This is a genomic window from Pseudomonas sp. SH10-3B, assembly GCF_019891415.1.
Taxonomy (GTDB): Bacteria; Pseudomonadota; Gammaproteobacteria; order Pseudomonadales; family Pseudomonadaceae; genus Aquipseudomonas.
Genome location: NZ_JAFLXD010000061.1, coordinates 1 through 15528 on the forward strand (window position 1 = coordinate 1; position 15528 = coordinate 15528).

Below are 15528 nucleotides of genomic sequence, written 5' to 3' on the forward strand. Positions count from 1 at the left end.
CTGAAGCTAAATGGCCTGAGTCCTGTGGGATACAGAACTCAGGCCGCTCAGGCATAGACATGTAATCGTCCAGCTTTGTGGGGTCAGTTCACCCTGTGTGGGAACGATCTGCGCAACCACCCCGCCTTTGCTTGCCGCTGGGGGCAGCGGTCTTTAGACTTACGCCTCATTTAAACGAGAGCAGGGTCGATGCCAACTGCCTTTCCCCCCGATTCTGTTGGACTGGTCGTGCCCCAAGTGGCGCACTTCAGCGAACCGCTGGCCTTGGCCTGCGGCCGTTCGCTGCCCGCCTACGACCTGATCTATGAAACCTACGGCCAACTGAACGCCACGGCGAGCAACGCCGTGCTGATCTGCCACGCCCTTTCCGGTCATCATCATGCCGCGGGTTTCCATAGCGTTGACGAGCGCAAGCCCGGCTGGTGGGACAGCTGCATCGGCCCCGGCAAACCCATCGACACCAACCGGTTCTTTGTGGTCAGCCTGAACAACCTTGGCGGCTGCAATGGCTCCACCGGCCCCAGCAGCCTCAACCCGGAAACCGGCAGGCCGTTCGGCGCCGACTTCCCGGTGCTCACCGTGGAAGACTGGGTGCACAGCCAGGCGCGCCTCGCCGACCGGCTGGGCATCGAGCAATGGGCCGCTGTGATCGGCGGCAGCCTGGGCGGCATGCAGGCCCTGCAATGGACCATCACCTACCCGGATCGCGTGCGCCATTGCCTGGCTATCGCCTCGGCCCCCAAATTGTCGGCGCAGAACATCGCCTTCAACGAAGTGGCGCGCCAGGCGATCCTGACCGACCCCGAGTTCCACGGCGGTTCGTTCCAGGAGGCCGGGGTGATCCCCAAGCGCGGCTTGATGCTGGCGCGGATGGTCGGGCATATCACCTACCTGTCCGATGACTCCATGGGTGAGAAATTCGGCCGTGGCCTCAAGAGCGAAAAGCTCAACTACGACTTCCACAGTGTCGAGTTCCAGGTGGAAAGCTACCTGCGTTATCAGGGCGAGGAGTTCTCCGGGCGTTTCGACGCCAACACCTACCTGCTGATGACCAAGGCCCTGGACTACTTCGACCCGGCCGCCAACCATGACGACGACCTGGCGAAAACCTTCGAAGGCGCCACGGCCAAGTTCTGCGTCATGTCGTTCACCACCGACTGGCGCTTCTCGCCGGCCCGTTCCCGCGAACTGGTGGACGCCCTGATGGCCGCCCGCAAAGACGTCTGCTACCTGGAAATCGATGCCCCGCAAGGCCATGACGCTTTCCTGATCCCGATCCCGCGCTACCTGCAGGCCTTTGGCAACTACATGAACCGCATAACTCTGTGAGAACGCCATGAGAGCCGACCTGGAAATCATCCAAGACTGGATCCCCGCCGGCAGCCGCGTGCTCGACCTGGGCTGCGGTGATGGCGAACTGCTGAGCTGGCTGCGCGACAACAAGCAAGTCACCGGCTACGGCCTGGAAAACGACCCGGACAACATCGCCCAGTGCGTGGCCAAGGGCATCAACGTGATCGAGCAGGACCTGGACAAGGGCCTGGGCAATTTTGCCAGCAACAGCTTCGATATCGTGGTGATGACCCAGGCCCTGCAAGCGGTGCACTACCCGGACCGTATCCTCGACGAAATGCTGCGCGTGGGCCGCCAGTGCATCATCACCTTCCCCAACTTCGGGCACTGGCGCTGCCGCTGGTACCTGGCGACCAAGGGCCGCATGCCGGTGTCGGACTTCCTGCCGTACACCTGGTACAACACACCCAACATTCACTTCTGCACCTTCGAAGACTTCGAAGCCCTGTGTGGCGAGCGCGAAGCCAAGGTGATCAATCGCCTTGCCGTCGATCAACAGCATCGTCACGGCTGGGCGAGTAAGCTATGGCCCAATCTGTTGGGCGAAATCGGTATCTACCGGGTCAGCAGTCCTGGCCTGACGGATCACCAGATTGCCGTCTAACCATTTTCAAGAGGGACGATCATGAGTCGCTTGGCTATTTTTCTACTGACCGCATGCCTGGGCGCCAGCGCCATGGCAGCGGACACTATCGACGCTAATCGCAAGAAAGACTTCGGCGATATCACTGTTCATTACAACACCTTCACCTCCAGCTTCCTGCAACCGGAAACTGCCCAGAAAGTTGGCGTGGTGCGCAGCAAGGAGAAGGGCCTGATCAATGTGACCGTGATCAAGGGCGTGACGCCGGTGGCGGCACAGGTGACCGGCACCATCAAGGACCTGGGGGGCAAGAGCGAGATCCTGACGTTCAAGCAGATCAACGAGAAAGGCGGAATCAACTACCTCGCGCCCTACTCCGTGACCCAGCGCGAATACAAGACGTTTACCATCAACGTCGAAACCGGCGGCAAAGCCCATAGCTTCCAATTCAACCAAGAACTGTTTCCAGCCGAATGATGAACCTGACCCAACTCGTCCTGGCCAGCCATAACGCCGGCAAACTCAAAGAACTCCAGGCCATGCTCGGCGACTCCGTGCAACTGCGCTCGATCGGCGAGTTCAGCCAGGTGGAGCCGGAAGAGACCGGCCTGTCGTTCGTCGAGAACGCCATCCTCAAGGCACGCAATGCCGCACGCATCTCGGGCCTTCCGGCGCTGGCCGATGATTCGGGCCTGGCGGTGGACTTCCTCGGCGGCGCCCCTGGTATCTACTCGGCGCGTTATGCCGATGGCAAGGGCGACGCGGCCAACAACGCCAAGCTGCTGGACGCCCTCAAGGACGTGCCGGATGGCGAGCGCGGCGCGCAGTTCGTCTGCGTGCTGGCCTTGGTGCGGCATGCCGATGACCCGCTGCCGATCCTGTGCGAAGGCCTGTGGCACGGGCGCATCCTGCATGCGGCCAGTGGTGAACACGGTTTTGGCTATGACCCGCTGTTCTGGGTGCCGGAACGCAATGTTTCCAGCGCCGAACTGAGCCCGGCCGACAAAAACCAGATCAGCCACCGCGCCCGCGCAATGGATTTGCTGCGCCAACGCCTGAGCTTGAAATGACCCAGAACACCTCCGCGCAGCCGCTGATCCACGGTGGCGCGCAAACACCTCGGGCGGCCATGCCGGTGCTGCCGCCCCTGGCGCTGTATATCCACATCCCGTGGTGCGTGCGCAAATGCCCTTATTGCGACTTCAACTCCCACACCGCCAGCAAGGTGCTGCCGGAAGAGGAATACGTCGACGCCTTGCTGGCTGACCTCGATCAGGACCTGCACGCGGTGTATGGGCGCGAACTGAGTTCGATCTTCTTCGGCGGCGGCACCCCAAGCCTGTTCAGTGCTGCAGCGCTGGGCCGACTGCTCAAAGGCGTGGAAGCACGCATCCCGTTTGCCGGCGATATCGAGATCACCCTGGAAGCCAACCCCGGCACGTTCGAGCAAGAGAAGTTCGTCGCTTACCGCAAGCTGGGGATCAACCGGCTGTCCATCGGCATCCAGAGCTTCCAGCAGGAAAAGCTTGAGGCCCTGGGCCGCATCCACAACGGCGACGAAGCCGTACGCGCCGCCGGGATGGCGCGCCAGGCCGGGTTCGATAACTTCAACCTGGACCTGATGCACGGCTTGCCGGACCAGTCCCTGGAAGACGCCTTGAGCGACCTGCGCCAGGCCATTGCGCTCAAACCCACGCACCTGTCCTGGTACCAGCTGACCCTGGAACCCAACACCGTGTTCTGGAACCAGCCACCTGCGCTGCCGGAAGACGACACCCTGTGGGACATCCAGGAAGCTGGCCAGGCGCTGCTGGCCGAACACGGTTACGCGCAATATGAAGTGTCGGCCTACGCCCAAGCGGGCCGCCCGGCGCGGCATAACCTCAACTACTGGAGTTTTGGCGACTTTATCGGCATCGGTGCCGGCGCCCACGGCAAGCTCAGCCACCCCGACGGGCGCATTGTGCGCACCTGGAAAACCCGCGCGCCGAAGGACTACCTCAACCCGGCCAAAAACTTCCAGGCCGGGGCGAAGGAACTGACCAACGAAGAGTTGCCGTTCGAGTTCCTGATGAACGCGCTGCGCCTCACCGAAGGCGTCGAGGCCAGGCTTTACGCCGAACGTACCGGCCTCGACCTGGCGAGCCTGGATGAGGCGCGTCGCGAGGCAGAACAAAGTGGCTTAATGCAGGTCGAACCGTCACGCCTGGCGGCCACCGACCGTGGGCAACTGTTTCTCAATGACCTGTTGCAGAAGTTTTTGAGCTGATCGCTCTAAGGAAATCGAATGGATTTGGTACTCGACCTGCTCGCCACCGTATCCCGCTGGAGCCGCAGCAACCTGTCGGAAATATCCCTGGCCCTTGTGGGCTGTTTGCTGGTGCTGTTTGGCGCCGACATCAAGGGTTGGGTCGAAGCACGCCTGGGCAGCGTTGCCGGCGCGTTGCGCGTACCGTTGATGGCCCTGCTGTGCATGATCGGCAGTGGTGCGGCGCTCATCTATGCGACGCCGTGGATTGTGCGGGGGTTGAGCCAGTTCAATAACTACAGCCTGGCGCCGGTGCTGGTGGTGGTACTGGTGTTGATTGGCGTCGTCGCCGACCGCCGCTGAGCTCAAATCCAACACAAAACAACTGTGGGAGGAGGCTTGCCCCCTCCCACATTGAATTGCATTTCAAGTCAGTGGCGAGTTACGCCAGCTTCTCGAACTTCAAATCCCAAACCCCATGCCCCAATCGCTCGCCACGGCGTTCGAACTTGGTGATCGGGCGTTCGGCCGGGCGTGGTACGCATTTGCCGTCTTCCGCCAGGTTGCGGTAGCCAGGGGCAACGTCCATCACTTCCAGCATGTATTCGGCGTACGGTTCCCAGTCGGTGGCCATGTGCAGAATACCGCCGACTTTCAGCTTGCTGCGCACCAGCTCTGCGAAAGAAGCCTGGACGATGCGGCGCTTGTGGTGACGGCTCTTGTGCCAGGGGTCCGGGAAAAACAGCATCAGGCGGTCGAGGCTGTTGTCGGCGATGCAGCGGTTGAGCACTTCGATCGCGTCGCAGTCATAGACCCGCAGGTTGGTCAGTCCTTGGGTCAGCACACCATTGAGCAGCGCGCCGACACCCGGACGGTGGACTTCCACGCCGATGAAGTCCTGTTCCGGCGAGGCTGCGGCCATCTCCAACAGGGAGTGGCCCATGCCAAACCCGATTTCCAGGGAACGTGGTGCCGAACGGCCGAACACCTGGTCATAGTCCACCGGCGCGTCGGCCAGGGGCAGGACGAACAGCGGCGTACCTTGCTCCAGGCCCTTTTGCTGGCCTTCGGTCATGCGGCCGGCGCGCATCACAAAACTCTTGATGCGGCGGTGCTTGGACTCGTCGCCTTCTTCCACGGTGTTCGGCGTTTCGTTTGATTCAGTCATCAATGGCTCTTACTTGATCAGACCATCCAGCGGCGAAGAGGCGCTGGCGTAGAGTTTTTTCGGCATGCGCCCGGCGAGGTAGGCCAGACGGCCCGCAACGATGGCGTGTTTCATGGCTTCGGCCATCATGATCGGCTGCTGGGCATTGGCGATGGCCGAGTTCATCAGCACCGCTTCGCAGCCCAGCTCCATGGCGATGGTGGCGTCAGAGGCAGTGCCCACGCCCGCATCCACCAGCACCGGGATTTTGGCTTCTTCCAGGATGATCTGCAGGTTGTACGGATTGCAGATCCCCAGGCCCGTACCGATCAGGCCGGCCAGCGGCATCACAGCGATGCAGCCGATTTCGGCGAGTTGGCGGGCGATGATCGGGTCGTCACTGGTGTAGACCATCACGTCGAAACCTTCCTTGACCAGGGTTTCAGCGGCCTTGAGGGTTTCGATCACGTTGGGAAACAGGGTTTTCTGGTCGGCCAGCACTTCCAGCTTGACCAGATTGTGACCATCGAGCAGCTCGCGGGCCAGGCGGCAGGTGCGCACGGCTTCGATGGCGTCGTAGCAACCGGCGGTGTTCGGCAGGATGGTGTAGCGGTCCGGCGGCAGGATATCCAGCAGGTTCGGTTCGCCCGGGTTCTGGCCGATGTTGGTGCGGCGCACGGCCACGGTCACGATCTCGGCGCCTGAGGCTTCGATGGCCAGACGGGTTTCTTCCATGTCGCGGTACTTGCCGGTGCCGACCAGCAGACGGGACTGGTAGGTACGACCGGCCAGGACGAAGGGCTTGTCGCTACGAACGATGCTCATGGGAAATCCTCGAAATGGGGTGAGGTTCTGCAGAATTCGGGGGGCGGATGCCTAGCCGCCACCGATGGCGTGGACCACTTCGACCTGATCACCTTCGGTGAGCGCGGTCTCGCCGTGCTGGCTACGCGGGACGATATCCTGATTGAGCTCCACTGCAACGCGACGCCCGGTCAGGTCCAGACGGGTCAGCAGGGCCGCAACGGTTTCACCGTCGGGCAGTTCAAAGGATTCGCCGTTCAACTGAATGCGCATGCCACGGGCCGCCATCGTTTTTAGGGGCCAGCATTCTAGCCCGATTGGGACCTGAAGGTCAGCTCCAAGCGTCAAGCGGTCAGTTGCATGCGCCAGGCCGCCAAGCCCAGGAAGAACCAACCCAGCAGGAACGCCAGCCCGCCAAATGGCGTGATGATCCCCAGTTTGCTGATGCCGGTCATGGTCAACGCGTACAGGCTGCCGGAGAACAGCACAATGCCGACAACGAACGACACACCCGCCCACGTGACCAGTCGCCCAGGAATATGCGCGGCCAGCAGCGCCACACCGAACAGCGCCAAGGTGTGAACCAGTTGGTAGGTTACGCCGGTGTGAAAGATCGCCAGGTATTCGGCGCTCAGACGGTTTTTCAGGCCATGGGCGGCGAACGCACCCAGGGCGACACCGGTGAAGCCGAAAAAGGCAGCCAGCATCAGAAAGCTACGCAGCATGAGGAACTCCAGTCAGACTCATGGGACAGGGTCTGTATAATGGCCCGCTCAACGGGTTCGGCCAAGCCATCTCTATGCTGCGTCTCCTCTTCAAACGCTTTCTCAATGTCGTGAAATGGTTTGCCATCGGCAGTGTCTTGCTGGTGCTGCTGTTCCGTGTCGTCCCACCGCCCTTCACCGCGCTGATGGTGGAGCGCAAGGTCGAATCCTGGTTCGACGGCGAACCCATTGACCTGCAGCGTACCTGGGTGCCGTGGGACGAGATCGCCGACGACCTCAAAGTGGCGGTGATGGCCGGTGAAGACCAGCGCTTCCCGCAGCATTGGGGCTTCGATTTCGGTGCGATCCAGGCGGCGCTCGTACACAACGAACGCGGTGGTTCGATCCGTGGCGCCAGTACGCTGAGCCAGCAAGTATCGAAAAACCTGTTCCTGTGGGCCGGTCGCAGCTATTTGCGCAAAGGCCTGGAGGCTTGGTTTACCGGGCTGATCGAGGTGCTGTGGCCCAAACAGCGCATTCTTGAGGTGTACCTCAACAGCGTGGAATGGGATGAAGGCGTGTTTGGCGCGCAAGCGGCGGCGCGGCATCACTTTGGGGTGAGCGCCAAGGGACTGTCCCGGCAGCAGGCCAGCTATCTGGCGGCGGTGCTGCCTAATCCACGGGTGTGGAGTGCCAGTCATCCGACCGCGTATGTGGCGCGGCGAGCGGCGTGGATTCGCCAGCAGATGAGCCAGTTGGGTGGGGATGGTTATCTGGTGGAACTGAACAACTCTCGCAAAGCGCCTTGGTCCGACTGATACACACAAAACAAATGTGGGAGGGGCTTGCCCCCCCTCCCACACTTTTAAGCAGCGATGGACAGTTTCAGCTTGTTCATCGCGCTCTTTTCAAGCTGACGAATCCGCTCGGCCGACACGTTGTACTTCTGCGCCAGGTCGTGCAGCGTGGCTTTTTCTTCCGCCAGCCAGCGCTGGTAGAGGATGTCCCGGCTGCGATCGTCCAGCACTTCCAGCGCTTCGTGCAGGTTGTGGTTGGAGTTGTCGCTCCAGTCGGCGTCTTCCAGTTGGCGCGCCGGGTCGTACCGGTGGTCTTCCAGGTAGTTGGCCGGCGATTGGAAGGCGCTGTCGTCGTCCGCTTCCGCGGCCGGGTCAAAGGCCATGTCATGGCCGGTCAGGCGGCTTTCCATCTCGCGCACTTCACGGGGCTCCACGCCGAGGCTTTCAGCCACGCGATGGACTTCCTCGTTGTTCAGCCACGCCAGGCGTTTCTTCTGGCTGCGCAGGTTGAAGAACAGCTTGCGCTGGGCCTTGGTGGTCGCGACTTTCACGATGCGCCAGTTGCGCAGGATGAACTCGTGGATTTCCGCCTTGATCCAGTGCACGGCAAACGACACCAGGCGCACACCCATTTCAGGGTTGAAGCGCTTCACAGCCTTCATCAGGCCGACGTTGCCTTCCTGGATCAGGTCAGCCTGGGCCAAGCCGTAGCCGCTATAGCTACGGGCGATATGTACGACAAATCGCAGGTGGGCGAGCACCATCTGCCGAGCCGCCCCCAAATCCTGCTCATAGTAGAGACTCTCGGCCAGTTCACGCTCCTGCTCGGGCGTCAGCAATGGAATGCTGTTAACCGTGTGCACATAGGCTTCCAGGTTCGCACCCGGGACCAAGGCATAAGCAGGTTGCAAAGAAGTGGTCATACGAAAAAACCTCCGACTCACATAACTCGTGCAGTTCAGCACTGCGAAAATTGACCGGGAACCGTAGGACAAGTTCCCTAAACCACTGATACGGTCAATACAAACGAAACCACATTAATCTGACATTAACTACTTCGGTGCCAGCTCACGTAAATGCCGTGCGACCGCAATCCAGGCACCGATATAACCCAACAATACCGCGCCAAGCAAGAGCGACAGACCATCGGCCACCGGTACCCCGGCCAAGGCAAAATCACTGCCGTACAAGCCGGCAAGCCCAACGACTGCGTCGTTCAGCCAGTTCAGGCCGAACGCCAGCACGCCCCAGGACAAAATCCCCGCACCCAGGCCATAAAGCGCGCCCATGTACAGAAAAGGCCGACGCACATAGCTGTCCGTGCCGCCGACCAGTTTAATCACTTCTATCTCGGTGCGACGGTTTTCAATATGAAGACGAATGGTATTACCTATCACCAAAAGTAATGCAGACACCAGCAGCACCGTCAGGCCGAACACAAAGCGGTCGCCCAGCTTGAGGATCGCCGCCAGGCGCTCTACCCAGACTAGATCAAGTTGCGCCTGTTGCACCTTGGGCATCTCTGCGAGTTTTTGTCGCAGGGCTTCAAGGCCCGCCTTGTCGACTTCATTCGGCGTCACCAGGACCACACCCGGCAACGGGTTCTGCGGCAGCTCTTTAAGCGCCTCGCCCAGGCCGGACTGTTGCTGGAACTCCTCAAGGGCCTGGTCGCGACTGACGTACTCGGCGTCCGCGACGCCCGGCATGTTCTTGATATCGTCCCGTAGCGCTTCGCCTTCCTTGGTACTGGCATCCAGGTTCAGGTACAGCGAAATCTGCGCCGCACGCTGCCAGGAACCTCCCAGGCGCTCGACATTATTAAGCAGCAGCGACAAGCCCATCGGCAGGCTGAGGGCCACGGCCATCACCAGGCAGGTAAAAAAGCTGCCGATCGGCTGCTTGCCCAGGCGACGCAGGCTGTCCAGCAGGCTGGCGCGATGGCTTTCGATCCAGGCGCGCAGCAGGGTGCTGAAGTCCGGGCCGTCATCGTCGTCGTGTTTTTTCTTTTTCGGCTGCGGATCAGCCGGTTTCGGCGCCACGCGCTCGGAAACCTTGGGGCTACGTGTCGCACTCATACGCCAGCCTCCCCGTCACCGATCAGACGACCGCGTTGCAGGGTCAGCATGCGGTGGCGCATGCGGGCGATCAGCGCCAGGTCGTGACTGGCGATCAGTACGCTGGTGCCCAAACGGTTGATGTCTTCGAACACGCCCATGATCTCGGCCGCCAGGCGCGGGTCGAGGTTACCGGTGGGTTCGTCCGCCAGCAGCAGGGCCGGACGGTGAACGATGGCGCGAGCAATGCCGACGCGTTGTTGCTGGCCGGTGGACAGGTCGCCGGGGTAGAGGTCGGTCTTGTCCGACAGCGCCACGCGTTCCAGGGCCGAATCCACACGCTTGACGATTTCGGCCTTGGACAACCCAAGAATCTGCAAGGGCAGCGCAATGTTGTTGAACACCGTGCGATCGAACAGCAACTGGTGGTTCTGGAACACCACGCCGATCTGGCGGCGCAGGAACGGAATCTGCGCATTACTGATGGTGGCCAGGTCCTGGCCCGCCAGCAGCAACTTGCCCGTGGTCGGGCGTTCCATGGCCAGCAGCAGGCGCAACAGCGTACTTTTGCCGGCGCCCGAGTGACCGGTAACAAACAAGAACTCGCCGCGACGCACTCGAAAGCTCAGCTCATGCAAGCCGACATGCCCGTTGGCATAGCGTTTACCGACCTGTTCGAATCGAATCATGAACGCTCCCGCTCGGCAAACAGTGCCTGTACAAAGGGTTCGGCTTCAAAGGTGCGCAGGTCGTCGATGCCTTCACCGACACCGATATAACGAATCGGCAACCCGAACTGCTTGGCCAGGGCGAAGATCACACCGCCTTTGGCCGTGCCGTCGAGCTTAGTCAAGGCCAGGCCGGTCAGTTGGACCGTCTGGTTGAATTGTTTGGCCTGGCTGATGGCGTTCTGGCCAGTACCGGCGTCCAGCACCAGCAACACTTCGTGCGGGGCGTCTGCGTCAAGCTTGCCGATCACGCGGCGGACTTTCTTCAGCTCTTCCATCAGATTGTCTTTGGTGTGCAGGCGACCAGCGGTATCCGCGATCAGCACGTCGATGTTGCGAGCCTTGGCGGCTTGCACGGCGTCGAAGATCACCGAGGCGGAATCGGCGCCGGTGTGCTGGGCAATAACCGGGATCTTGTTGCGCTCGCCCCAGACCTGCAGCTGCTCAACGGCTGCGGCGCGGAAGGTGTCGCCGGCAGCGAGCATGACTTTCTTGCCTTCCGACTGCAGCTTCTTGGCCAGTTTGCCGATGGTGGTGGTCTTGCCGGCGCCGTTGACGCCCACGACCAGGATCACGAACGGCTTGTTCGGGGTGATCACCAGCGGTGCTTCCACGGGTTTGAGCATCGCAGCCAGCTCGGCCTGCAAGGATTTGTAGAGGGCGTCGGCATCGGTCAACTGCTTGCGCGCGACCTTCTGGGTCAGGCTCTGGATGATCACAGCAGTGGCTTCGACGCCCACGTCGGCGGTCAGTAGGCGGGTTTCGATGTCTTCCAGCAACTCATCGTCGATCACCTTCTTGCCGAGGAACAGGCTGGCCATGCCTTCGCCGATGCTGGCGCTGGTCTTGCTCAGGCCTTGCTTGAGGCGGGCGAAGAAGCCAGTCTTGCTGATTTCGGCGGGAGCGACGGGCTCGGGCTCGACGGGCGATTCGATAACGGCGGGAGCGGCAACCTCGACGGGGACCGGCTCAACCACTGGTGCGACAACCGCAACGGGCGTCGGCTCGCTCACAGCCACAGGCGCCGGCTCTTCGACCACGACAGGAGCCGGCTCGATAACCACCGGAATCGGCGGCGCCACATGCTCGGCCTGCACGTCGTCAACCAGCGCCACGGGCTCTTCGGCCACCGGCAGTTCCGGCCACGGCTTATGCTCGGGCTCAGGTTCCGGCACCCCATCGGCCACCGGTTGCAGCACCGGCTCAGCCATCGGCAACACGACCGGCGCCGGCGCTTCGGCAACGGGCTCGGCTTCTACTATAGGATCTGGGATCGGCTCAGCTTGAACCTGTGGCTGTTCAGCGACGGTTTCCTGCGGCTTTTTGCGCAGCCATCCGAACAGGCCTTTCTTCTCGCCAGCCGCAGCTGGGGTCTTCTTGTCGTCGTTGGAACCAAACATGGAGACGGCTATCTCAAGGTAGCGACGCGCCAAGGGGCGCATCGGTAAATAAAATTCGATGCGTAACAGACTGTTTTTTAGCCAGCTCGTTCATGCGCAACATTTTGTAAGGCCTAAATAGGGCCTTAACAAGACAGCCATAGTGGCCGTCTCTAGGTCGGATCAGTATCCTAGCACCTCCTCGCCCGCCGACGCTAAGACCAAGCGGGCAGCCCAACAGGTTTAAAAACGAATGAATGCTCTAGCCCGCCACGCCGCAGGCCTGCTGTTCAGCACAGTTTGTCTGCCCCTTTCAGCCTTGGCTGCCGACCCACAACCCACCCATGAATTCACCCTGGATAACGGCCTCAAGGTGGTCGTGCGCGAAGACCATCGCGCGCCAGTGGTGGTTTCCCAGGTCTGGTACAAGGTTGGTTCGAGCTACGAGACCCCGGGCCAGACCGGTTTGTCCCACGCCTTGGAACACATGATGTTCAAGGGCAGCGCCAAGGTTGGCCCCGGCGAAGCCTCGCTGATCCTGCGTGACCTGGGCGCCGAAGAAAACGCCTTCACCAGCGATGACTACACCGCCTACTACCAGGTGCTGGCCCGTGACCGCCTGGGCGTCGCCTTTGAGCTGGAAGCCGACCGCATGGCCAGCCTGCGCCTGCCGGCCGACGAGTTCAGCCGCGAAATCGAAGTCATCAAGGAAGAGCGCCGCCTGCGCACCGACGACAACCCGATGTCCAAGGCCTTCGAGCGCTTCAAGGCGATGGCCTTCCCGGCCAGCGGCTACCACACGCCGACCATCGGCTGGATGGCCGACCTCGATCGCATGAAGGTCGAGGAACTGCGCCACTGGTACCAGTCCTGGTACGTGCCGAACAACGCCACCCTGGTCGTGGTCGGCGACGTCACTCCGGACGAGGTAAAAAACCTCGCCCAGCGTTACTTTGGCCCGATCCCCAAGCGCGACGTACCACCCGCCAAGGTTCCGATGGAGCTGGCCGAGCCCGGCGAGCGCCTGCTGACCCTCCATGTGCAGACCCAATTGCCGAGCGTGATCCTGGGCTTCAACGTACCTGGCCTGGCCACCGCCGAAGACAAGCGCTCGGTACAAGCCCTGCGCCTGATCTCGGGCCTGCTGGACGGCGGCTACAGCGCACGGATCTCCGAGCAGTTGGAGCGCGGTGAAGAACTGGTATCCGCCGCGTCCACCAGCTACGACGCCTACACTCGCGGAGACAGCCTGTTCACCCTCTCGGCCACCCCGAACCAGCAAAAGAAAAAGACCGTCGCCCAAGCCGAAGCTGGCCTGTGGCGCCTGCTGGAAGAGCTTAAAGCCAAGCCACCGACCGCCGAAGAACTGGAGCGCATCCGTGCCCAGGTCATCGCCGGCCTGGTGTACCAGCGCGATTCCATCACCAGCCAGGCCACGGCCATCGGCTCCCTGGAAACCGTGGGCCTGTCCTGGAAACTCATGGACACCGAACTGGCCGACCTGCAAAGCGTGACCCCGGAAGATATCCAGAAGGCCGCGCGCACCTATTTCACCCGCGAACGTCTGAGCGTCGCCCATGTTTTGCCTGAGGAGACCGCTCATGAGTGATCGCAAAAGCAGCCGCCTGATCCTGCCGGGCCTGATCGTCGTCACCCTGATCGCGGCGAGTGCCGTGTATTTCCTGCGCCCGAGTGAGTCCGTTGCCAGCCAGGCGCTGGACAAGGCTCAATCGGCCAACAAACTGCAATCCCTGGCGGAGCTGGACGGCAAGGCGCCGACCAACCGCAAGCTCGACGTGCAAACCTGGACCACCGCCGAAGGCGCCAAGGTGCTGTTCGTCGAAGCCCATGAACTGCCGATGTTCGACATGCGCATCCTGTTCGCTGCCGGCAGCAGCCAGGACGGCGACGTGCCGGGCCTGGCGCTGATGACCAACGCCATGCTCAACGAAGGCGTACCGGGCAAGGATGTGAGCCAGATTGCCAGCGGGTTTGAAGGCCTGGGCGCCGACTTTGGCAATGGCGCCTACCGCGATATGGCGCTGGTGTCCCTGCGCAGCCTGAGCGACAGCGCTAAACGCGAGGCCGCCCTGGCACTGTTTGATGATGTGATCGGCAAGCCGACCTTCCCCGCCGACTCCCTGGCGCGGATCAAGAACCAGATCCTCGCCGGCTTTGAATACCAGAAGCAGAACCCCGGCAAACTGGCGAGCCTGGAGCTGTTCAAGCGCCTGTACGGCGATCACCCATACGCTCACCCGAGCGAAGGCACGCCAGAAAGCGTTCCGAAGATTACCCTCGCACAGTTGCAGGCGTTCCACGCCAAGGCCTATGCGGCAGGTAATGCCGTGATTGCCGTGGTCGGTGATTTGACCCGCGCCGAAGCCGAAGCGATGACGGCCAAAGTGTCCGCCTCGCTGCCCAAGGGCCCGGCCATGGCGAAGATCGCCCAGCCGACCGAGCCCAAGGCCGGCCTGAGCCATATCGAGTTCCCGTCCAAACAGACTCACCTGCTGTTCGCCCAATTGGGCATCGACCGCGCCGACCCGGACTACGCGGCCCTGTCCCTGGGCAACCAGATCCTCGGCGGCGGAGGCTTCGGCACCCGCTTGATGAGCGAAGTGCGCGAAAAGCGTGGCCTGACCTACGGTGTGTATTCCGGCTTCTCGCCGATGCAAGTGCGTGGCCCGTTCATGATCAACCTGCAGACCCGCGCCGAAATGAGCGGCGGCACCCTGCGCCTGGTCGAAGACGTGCTGGCCGACTACCTCAAGACCGGTCCGACGCAAAAGGAACTGGATGACGCCAAGCGCGAGCTGGCCGGCAGCTTCCCGCTGTCCACCGCGAGCAACGCCGATATCGTCGGACAACTGGGCGCCATGGGTTTCTACAACCTGCCGCTGAGCTATCTGGAAGATTTCATGAAACAATCCCAGGCCCTGACCGTAGAGCAGGTCAAGGCTGCCTTGAACAAACACTTGAGCGCCGACAAGATGGTCATCGTGACCGCCGGCCCAACGACTGCGCAAAAGCCACTACCGCCCCCCACTGATAAACCTGCCGAGCAGCCGCTCGGGGTTCCGGAGCATTAATGGCCAGTTCATCTCGCCCGAAAAAACCTGTCCACAACGTGCATAACGGTGTGGGCCAACTGCGCATCATTGGCGGCGAATGGGGCAGCCGCAAGCTGAGCTTCCCCGACGTTGTGGGCCTGCGCCCAACGCCGGATCGCGTGCGTGAAACCTTGTTCAACTGGCTCGCGCCGTACATTGCCGGCGCCAAGGTGCTGGACCCGTTCGCCGGCAGTGGAGCGCTGTTCCTGGAGGCGCTGTCCCGTGGCGCAGCCCAGGCCCAGGCGCTGGATGCCAGCAATGTCGCGGTGTCCAGCCTCAAGGAACACCTGGGCACCCTGCGCTGCACCAACGGCCAGGTACAGACTGCCGACGCCCTGCGCTACCTGGAAACCCAGGCCGCCAGCGCCTACGACGTGGTGTTCCTCGACCCGCCGTTCAATCAGAACCTGCTGCCGACCGTGTGCACCTTGCTCGAAGAGCGCGAATGGTTAGCACCGGACGCGTGGATCTACACCGAAAGCGAGACTGCGCCGTCTACCCTGGGCTTGCCGGGCGCGTGGCGCCTGCACCGGGAGCAGAAGTCCGGTCGGGTGTATTACGCGTTGTGGCATCGGTTGGTCGAAAGCGTCGCTTAATCTGTGGCGAGCAAGTTTGCTG

The 15528-nt window shown here is 61.8% G+C and carries 18 protein-coding genes; 10 read left to right on the forward strand and 8 right to left on the reverse strand.

What is annotated here, in order from left to right:
• Positions 1–189 precede the first annotated feature (189 nt).
• Genes J1G35_RS27925 through J1G35_RS27950 form a run of 6 tightly spaced genes read left to right on the forward strand, consistent with a single transcriptional unit; the run spans position 190 to position 4547 of the window.
• Positions 190–1329 (forward strand): homoserine O-acetyltransferase, encoded by a 1140-nt coding sequence (locus tag J1G35_RS27925; protein WP_053127991.1) that lies wholly within the window; start codon positions 190–192, stop codon positions 1327–1329.
• Positions 1330–1336: 7 nt separating this feature from the next.
• The gene (gene metW / locus J1G35_RS27930; RefSeq protein ID WP_003213768.1) at positions 1337–1957 is read left to right on the forward strand and encodes a methionine biosynthesis protein MetW; all 621 of its coding nucleotides are present in this window, start codon (positions 1337–1339) and stop codon (positions 1955–1957) included.
• Between the two features lie 21 nt (positions 1958–1978).
• Positions 1979–2413 carry a DUF4426 domain-containing protein gene (locus tag J1G35_RS27935; RefSeq protein WP_223016595.1) on the forward strand — a complete coding sequence of 145 codons (435 nt, stop codon included), beginning with the start codon at positions 1979–1981 and terminating at the stop codon, positions 2411–2413.
• Positions 2410–3006, forward strand: coding sequence for an RdgB/HAM1 family non-canonical purine NTP pyrophosphatase (gene rdgB / locus J1G35_RS27940; protein WP_053127987.1), 597 nt, complete (start codon positions 2410–2412; stop codon positions 3004–3006). Before J1G35_RS27935 ends, rdgB begins: the two co-directional genes overlap by 4 nt.
• Positions 3007–3065: 59 nt before the next feature.
• Positions 3066–4205, forward strand: coding sequence for a radical SAM family heme chaperone HemW (hemW, locus tag J1G35_RS27945; RefSeq protein WP_223016606.1), 1140 nt, complete (start codon positions 3066–3068; stop codon positions 4203–4205).
• Positions 4206–4223: 18 nt separating this feature from the next.
• The gene (locus J1G35_RS27950) at positions 4224–4547 is read left to right on the forward strand and encodes a DUF3392 domain-containing protein (protein WP_010207241.1); all 324 of its coding nucleotides are present in this window, start codon (positions 4224–4226) and stop codon (positions 4545–4547) included.
• Positions 4548–4626: 79 nt separating this feature from the next.
• Here the strand turns inward: J1G35_RS27950 and trmB are convergent, their stop codons facing one another.
• The 4 genes from trmB to J1G35_RS27970 all read right to left on the reverse strand — a co-directional run bounded on the left by trmB (position 4627) and on the right by J1G35_RS27970 (position 6860).
• A complete protein-coding gene (gene trmB, locus J1G35_RS27955; RefSeq protein ID WP_131697509.1) occupies positions 4627–5352 on the reverse strand; it encodes a tRNA (guanosine(46)-N7)-methyltransferase TrmB in 726 nt (241 codons plus the stop codon).
• A gap of 9 nt (positions 5353–5361) precedes the next feature.
• Positions 5362–6156, reverse strand: a complete 795-nt coding sequence (locus J1G35_RS27960) for a thiazole synthase (protein WP_017845016.1) — start codon at positions 6154–6156, stop codon at positions 5362–5364.
• Positions 6157–6207: 51 nt separating this feature from the next.
• Complete coding sequence (thiS, locus tag J1G35_RS27965; protein WP_053127981.1) at positions 6208–6408, reverse strand: sulfur carrier protein ThiS; 201 nt, start codon at positions 6406–6408, stop codon at positions 6208–6210.
• 71 nt (positions 6409–6479) lie between these two features.
• Positions 6480–6860, reverse strand: a complete 381-nt coding sequence (locus tag J1G35_RS27970; protein ID WP_053127979.1) for a DUF423 domain-containing protein — start codon at positions 6858–6860, stop codon at positions 6480–6482.
• 74 nt (positions 6861–6934) lie between these two features.
• Between J1G35_RS27970 and mtgA the strand changes: the two genes are divergently transcribed.
• The gene (gene mtgA, locus J1G35_RS27975; protein ID WP_223016596.1) at positions 6935–7657 is read left to right on the forward strand and encodes a monofunctional biosynthetic peptidoglycan transglycosylase; all 723 of its coding nucleotides are present in this window, start codon (positions 6935–6937) and stop codon (positions 7655–7657) included.
• A 47-nt stretch (positions 7658–7704) separates the two neighbouring features.
• Here the strand turns inward: mtgA and rpoH are convergent, their stop codons facing one another.
• The 4 genes from rpoH to ftsY all read right to left on the reverse strand — a co-directional run bounded on the left by rpoH (position 7705) and on the right by ftsY (position 11818).
• Positions 7705–8559, reverse strand: coding sequence for an RNA polymerase sigma factor RpoH (gene rpoH / locus J1G35_RS27980; RefSeq protein WP_003176698.1), 855 nt, complete (start codon positions 8557–8559; stop codon positions 7705–7707).
• Between the two features lie 129 nt (positions 8560–8688).
• Positions 8689–9711 (reverse strand): permease-like cell division protein FtsX, encoded by a 1023-nt coding sequence (ftsX, locus tag J1G35_RS27985; protein WP_065923857.1) that lies wholly within the window; start codon positions 9709–9711, stop codon positions 8689–8691.
• Complete coding sequence (gene ftsE, locus J1G35_RS27990) at positions 9708–10379, reverse strand: cell division ATP-binding protein FtsE (RefSeq protein ID WP_003213784.1); 672 nt, start codon at positions 10377–10379, stop codon at positions 9708–9710. The genes ftsX and ftsE overlap by 4 nt, the downstream gene beginning before the upstream one ends.
• On the reverse strand, positions 10376–11818 hold the full coding sequence (ftsY, locus tag J1G35_RS27995) for a signal recognition particle-docking protein FtsY (protein WP_223016597.1): 1443 nt from the start codon (positions 11816–11818) through the stop codon (positions 10376–10378). Before ftsY ends, ftsE begins: the two co-directional genes overlap by 4 nt.
• Positions 11819–12050: 232 nt before the next feature.
• On the opposite strand from ftsY, the gene J1G35_RS28000 reads away from it, so the two are divergent.
• The 3 genes from J1G35_RS28000 to rsmD are packed head-to-tail and all read left to right on the forward strand — an operon-like array spanning position 12051 to position 15506.
• A complete protein-coding gene (locus J1G35_RS28000; RefSeq protein WP_053127974.1) occupies positions 12051–13406 on the forward strand; it encodes a pitrilysin family protein in 1356 nt (451 codons plus the stop codon).
• Positions 13399–14889, forward strand: a complete 1491-nt coding sequence (locus J1G35_RS28005; protein WP_223016598.1) for a pitrilysin family protein — start codon at positions 13399–13401, stop codon at positions 14887–14889. Before J1G35_RS28000 ends, J1G35_RS28005 begins: the two co-directional genes overlap by 8 nt.
• The gene (gene rsmD / locus J1G35_RS28010; protein ID WP_223016599.1) at positions 14889–15506 is read left to right on the forward strand and encodes a 16S rRNA (guanine(966)-N(2))-methyltransferase RsmD; all 618 of its coding nucleotides are present in this window, start codon (positions 14889–14891) and stop codon (positions 15504–15506) included. Before J1G35_RS28005 ends, rsmD begins: the two co-directional genes overlap by 1 nt.
• Positions 15507–15528 lie beyond the last annotated feature (22 nt).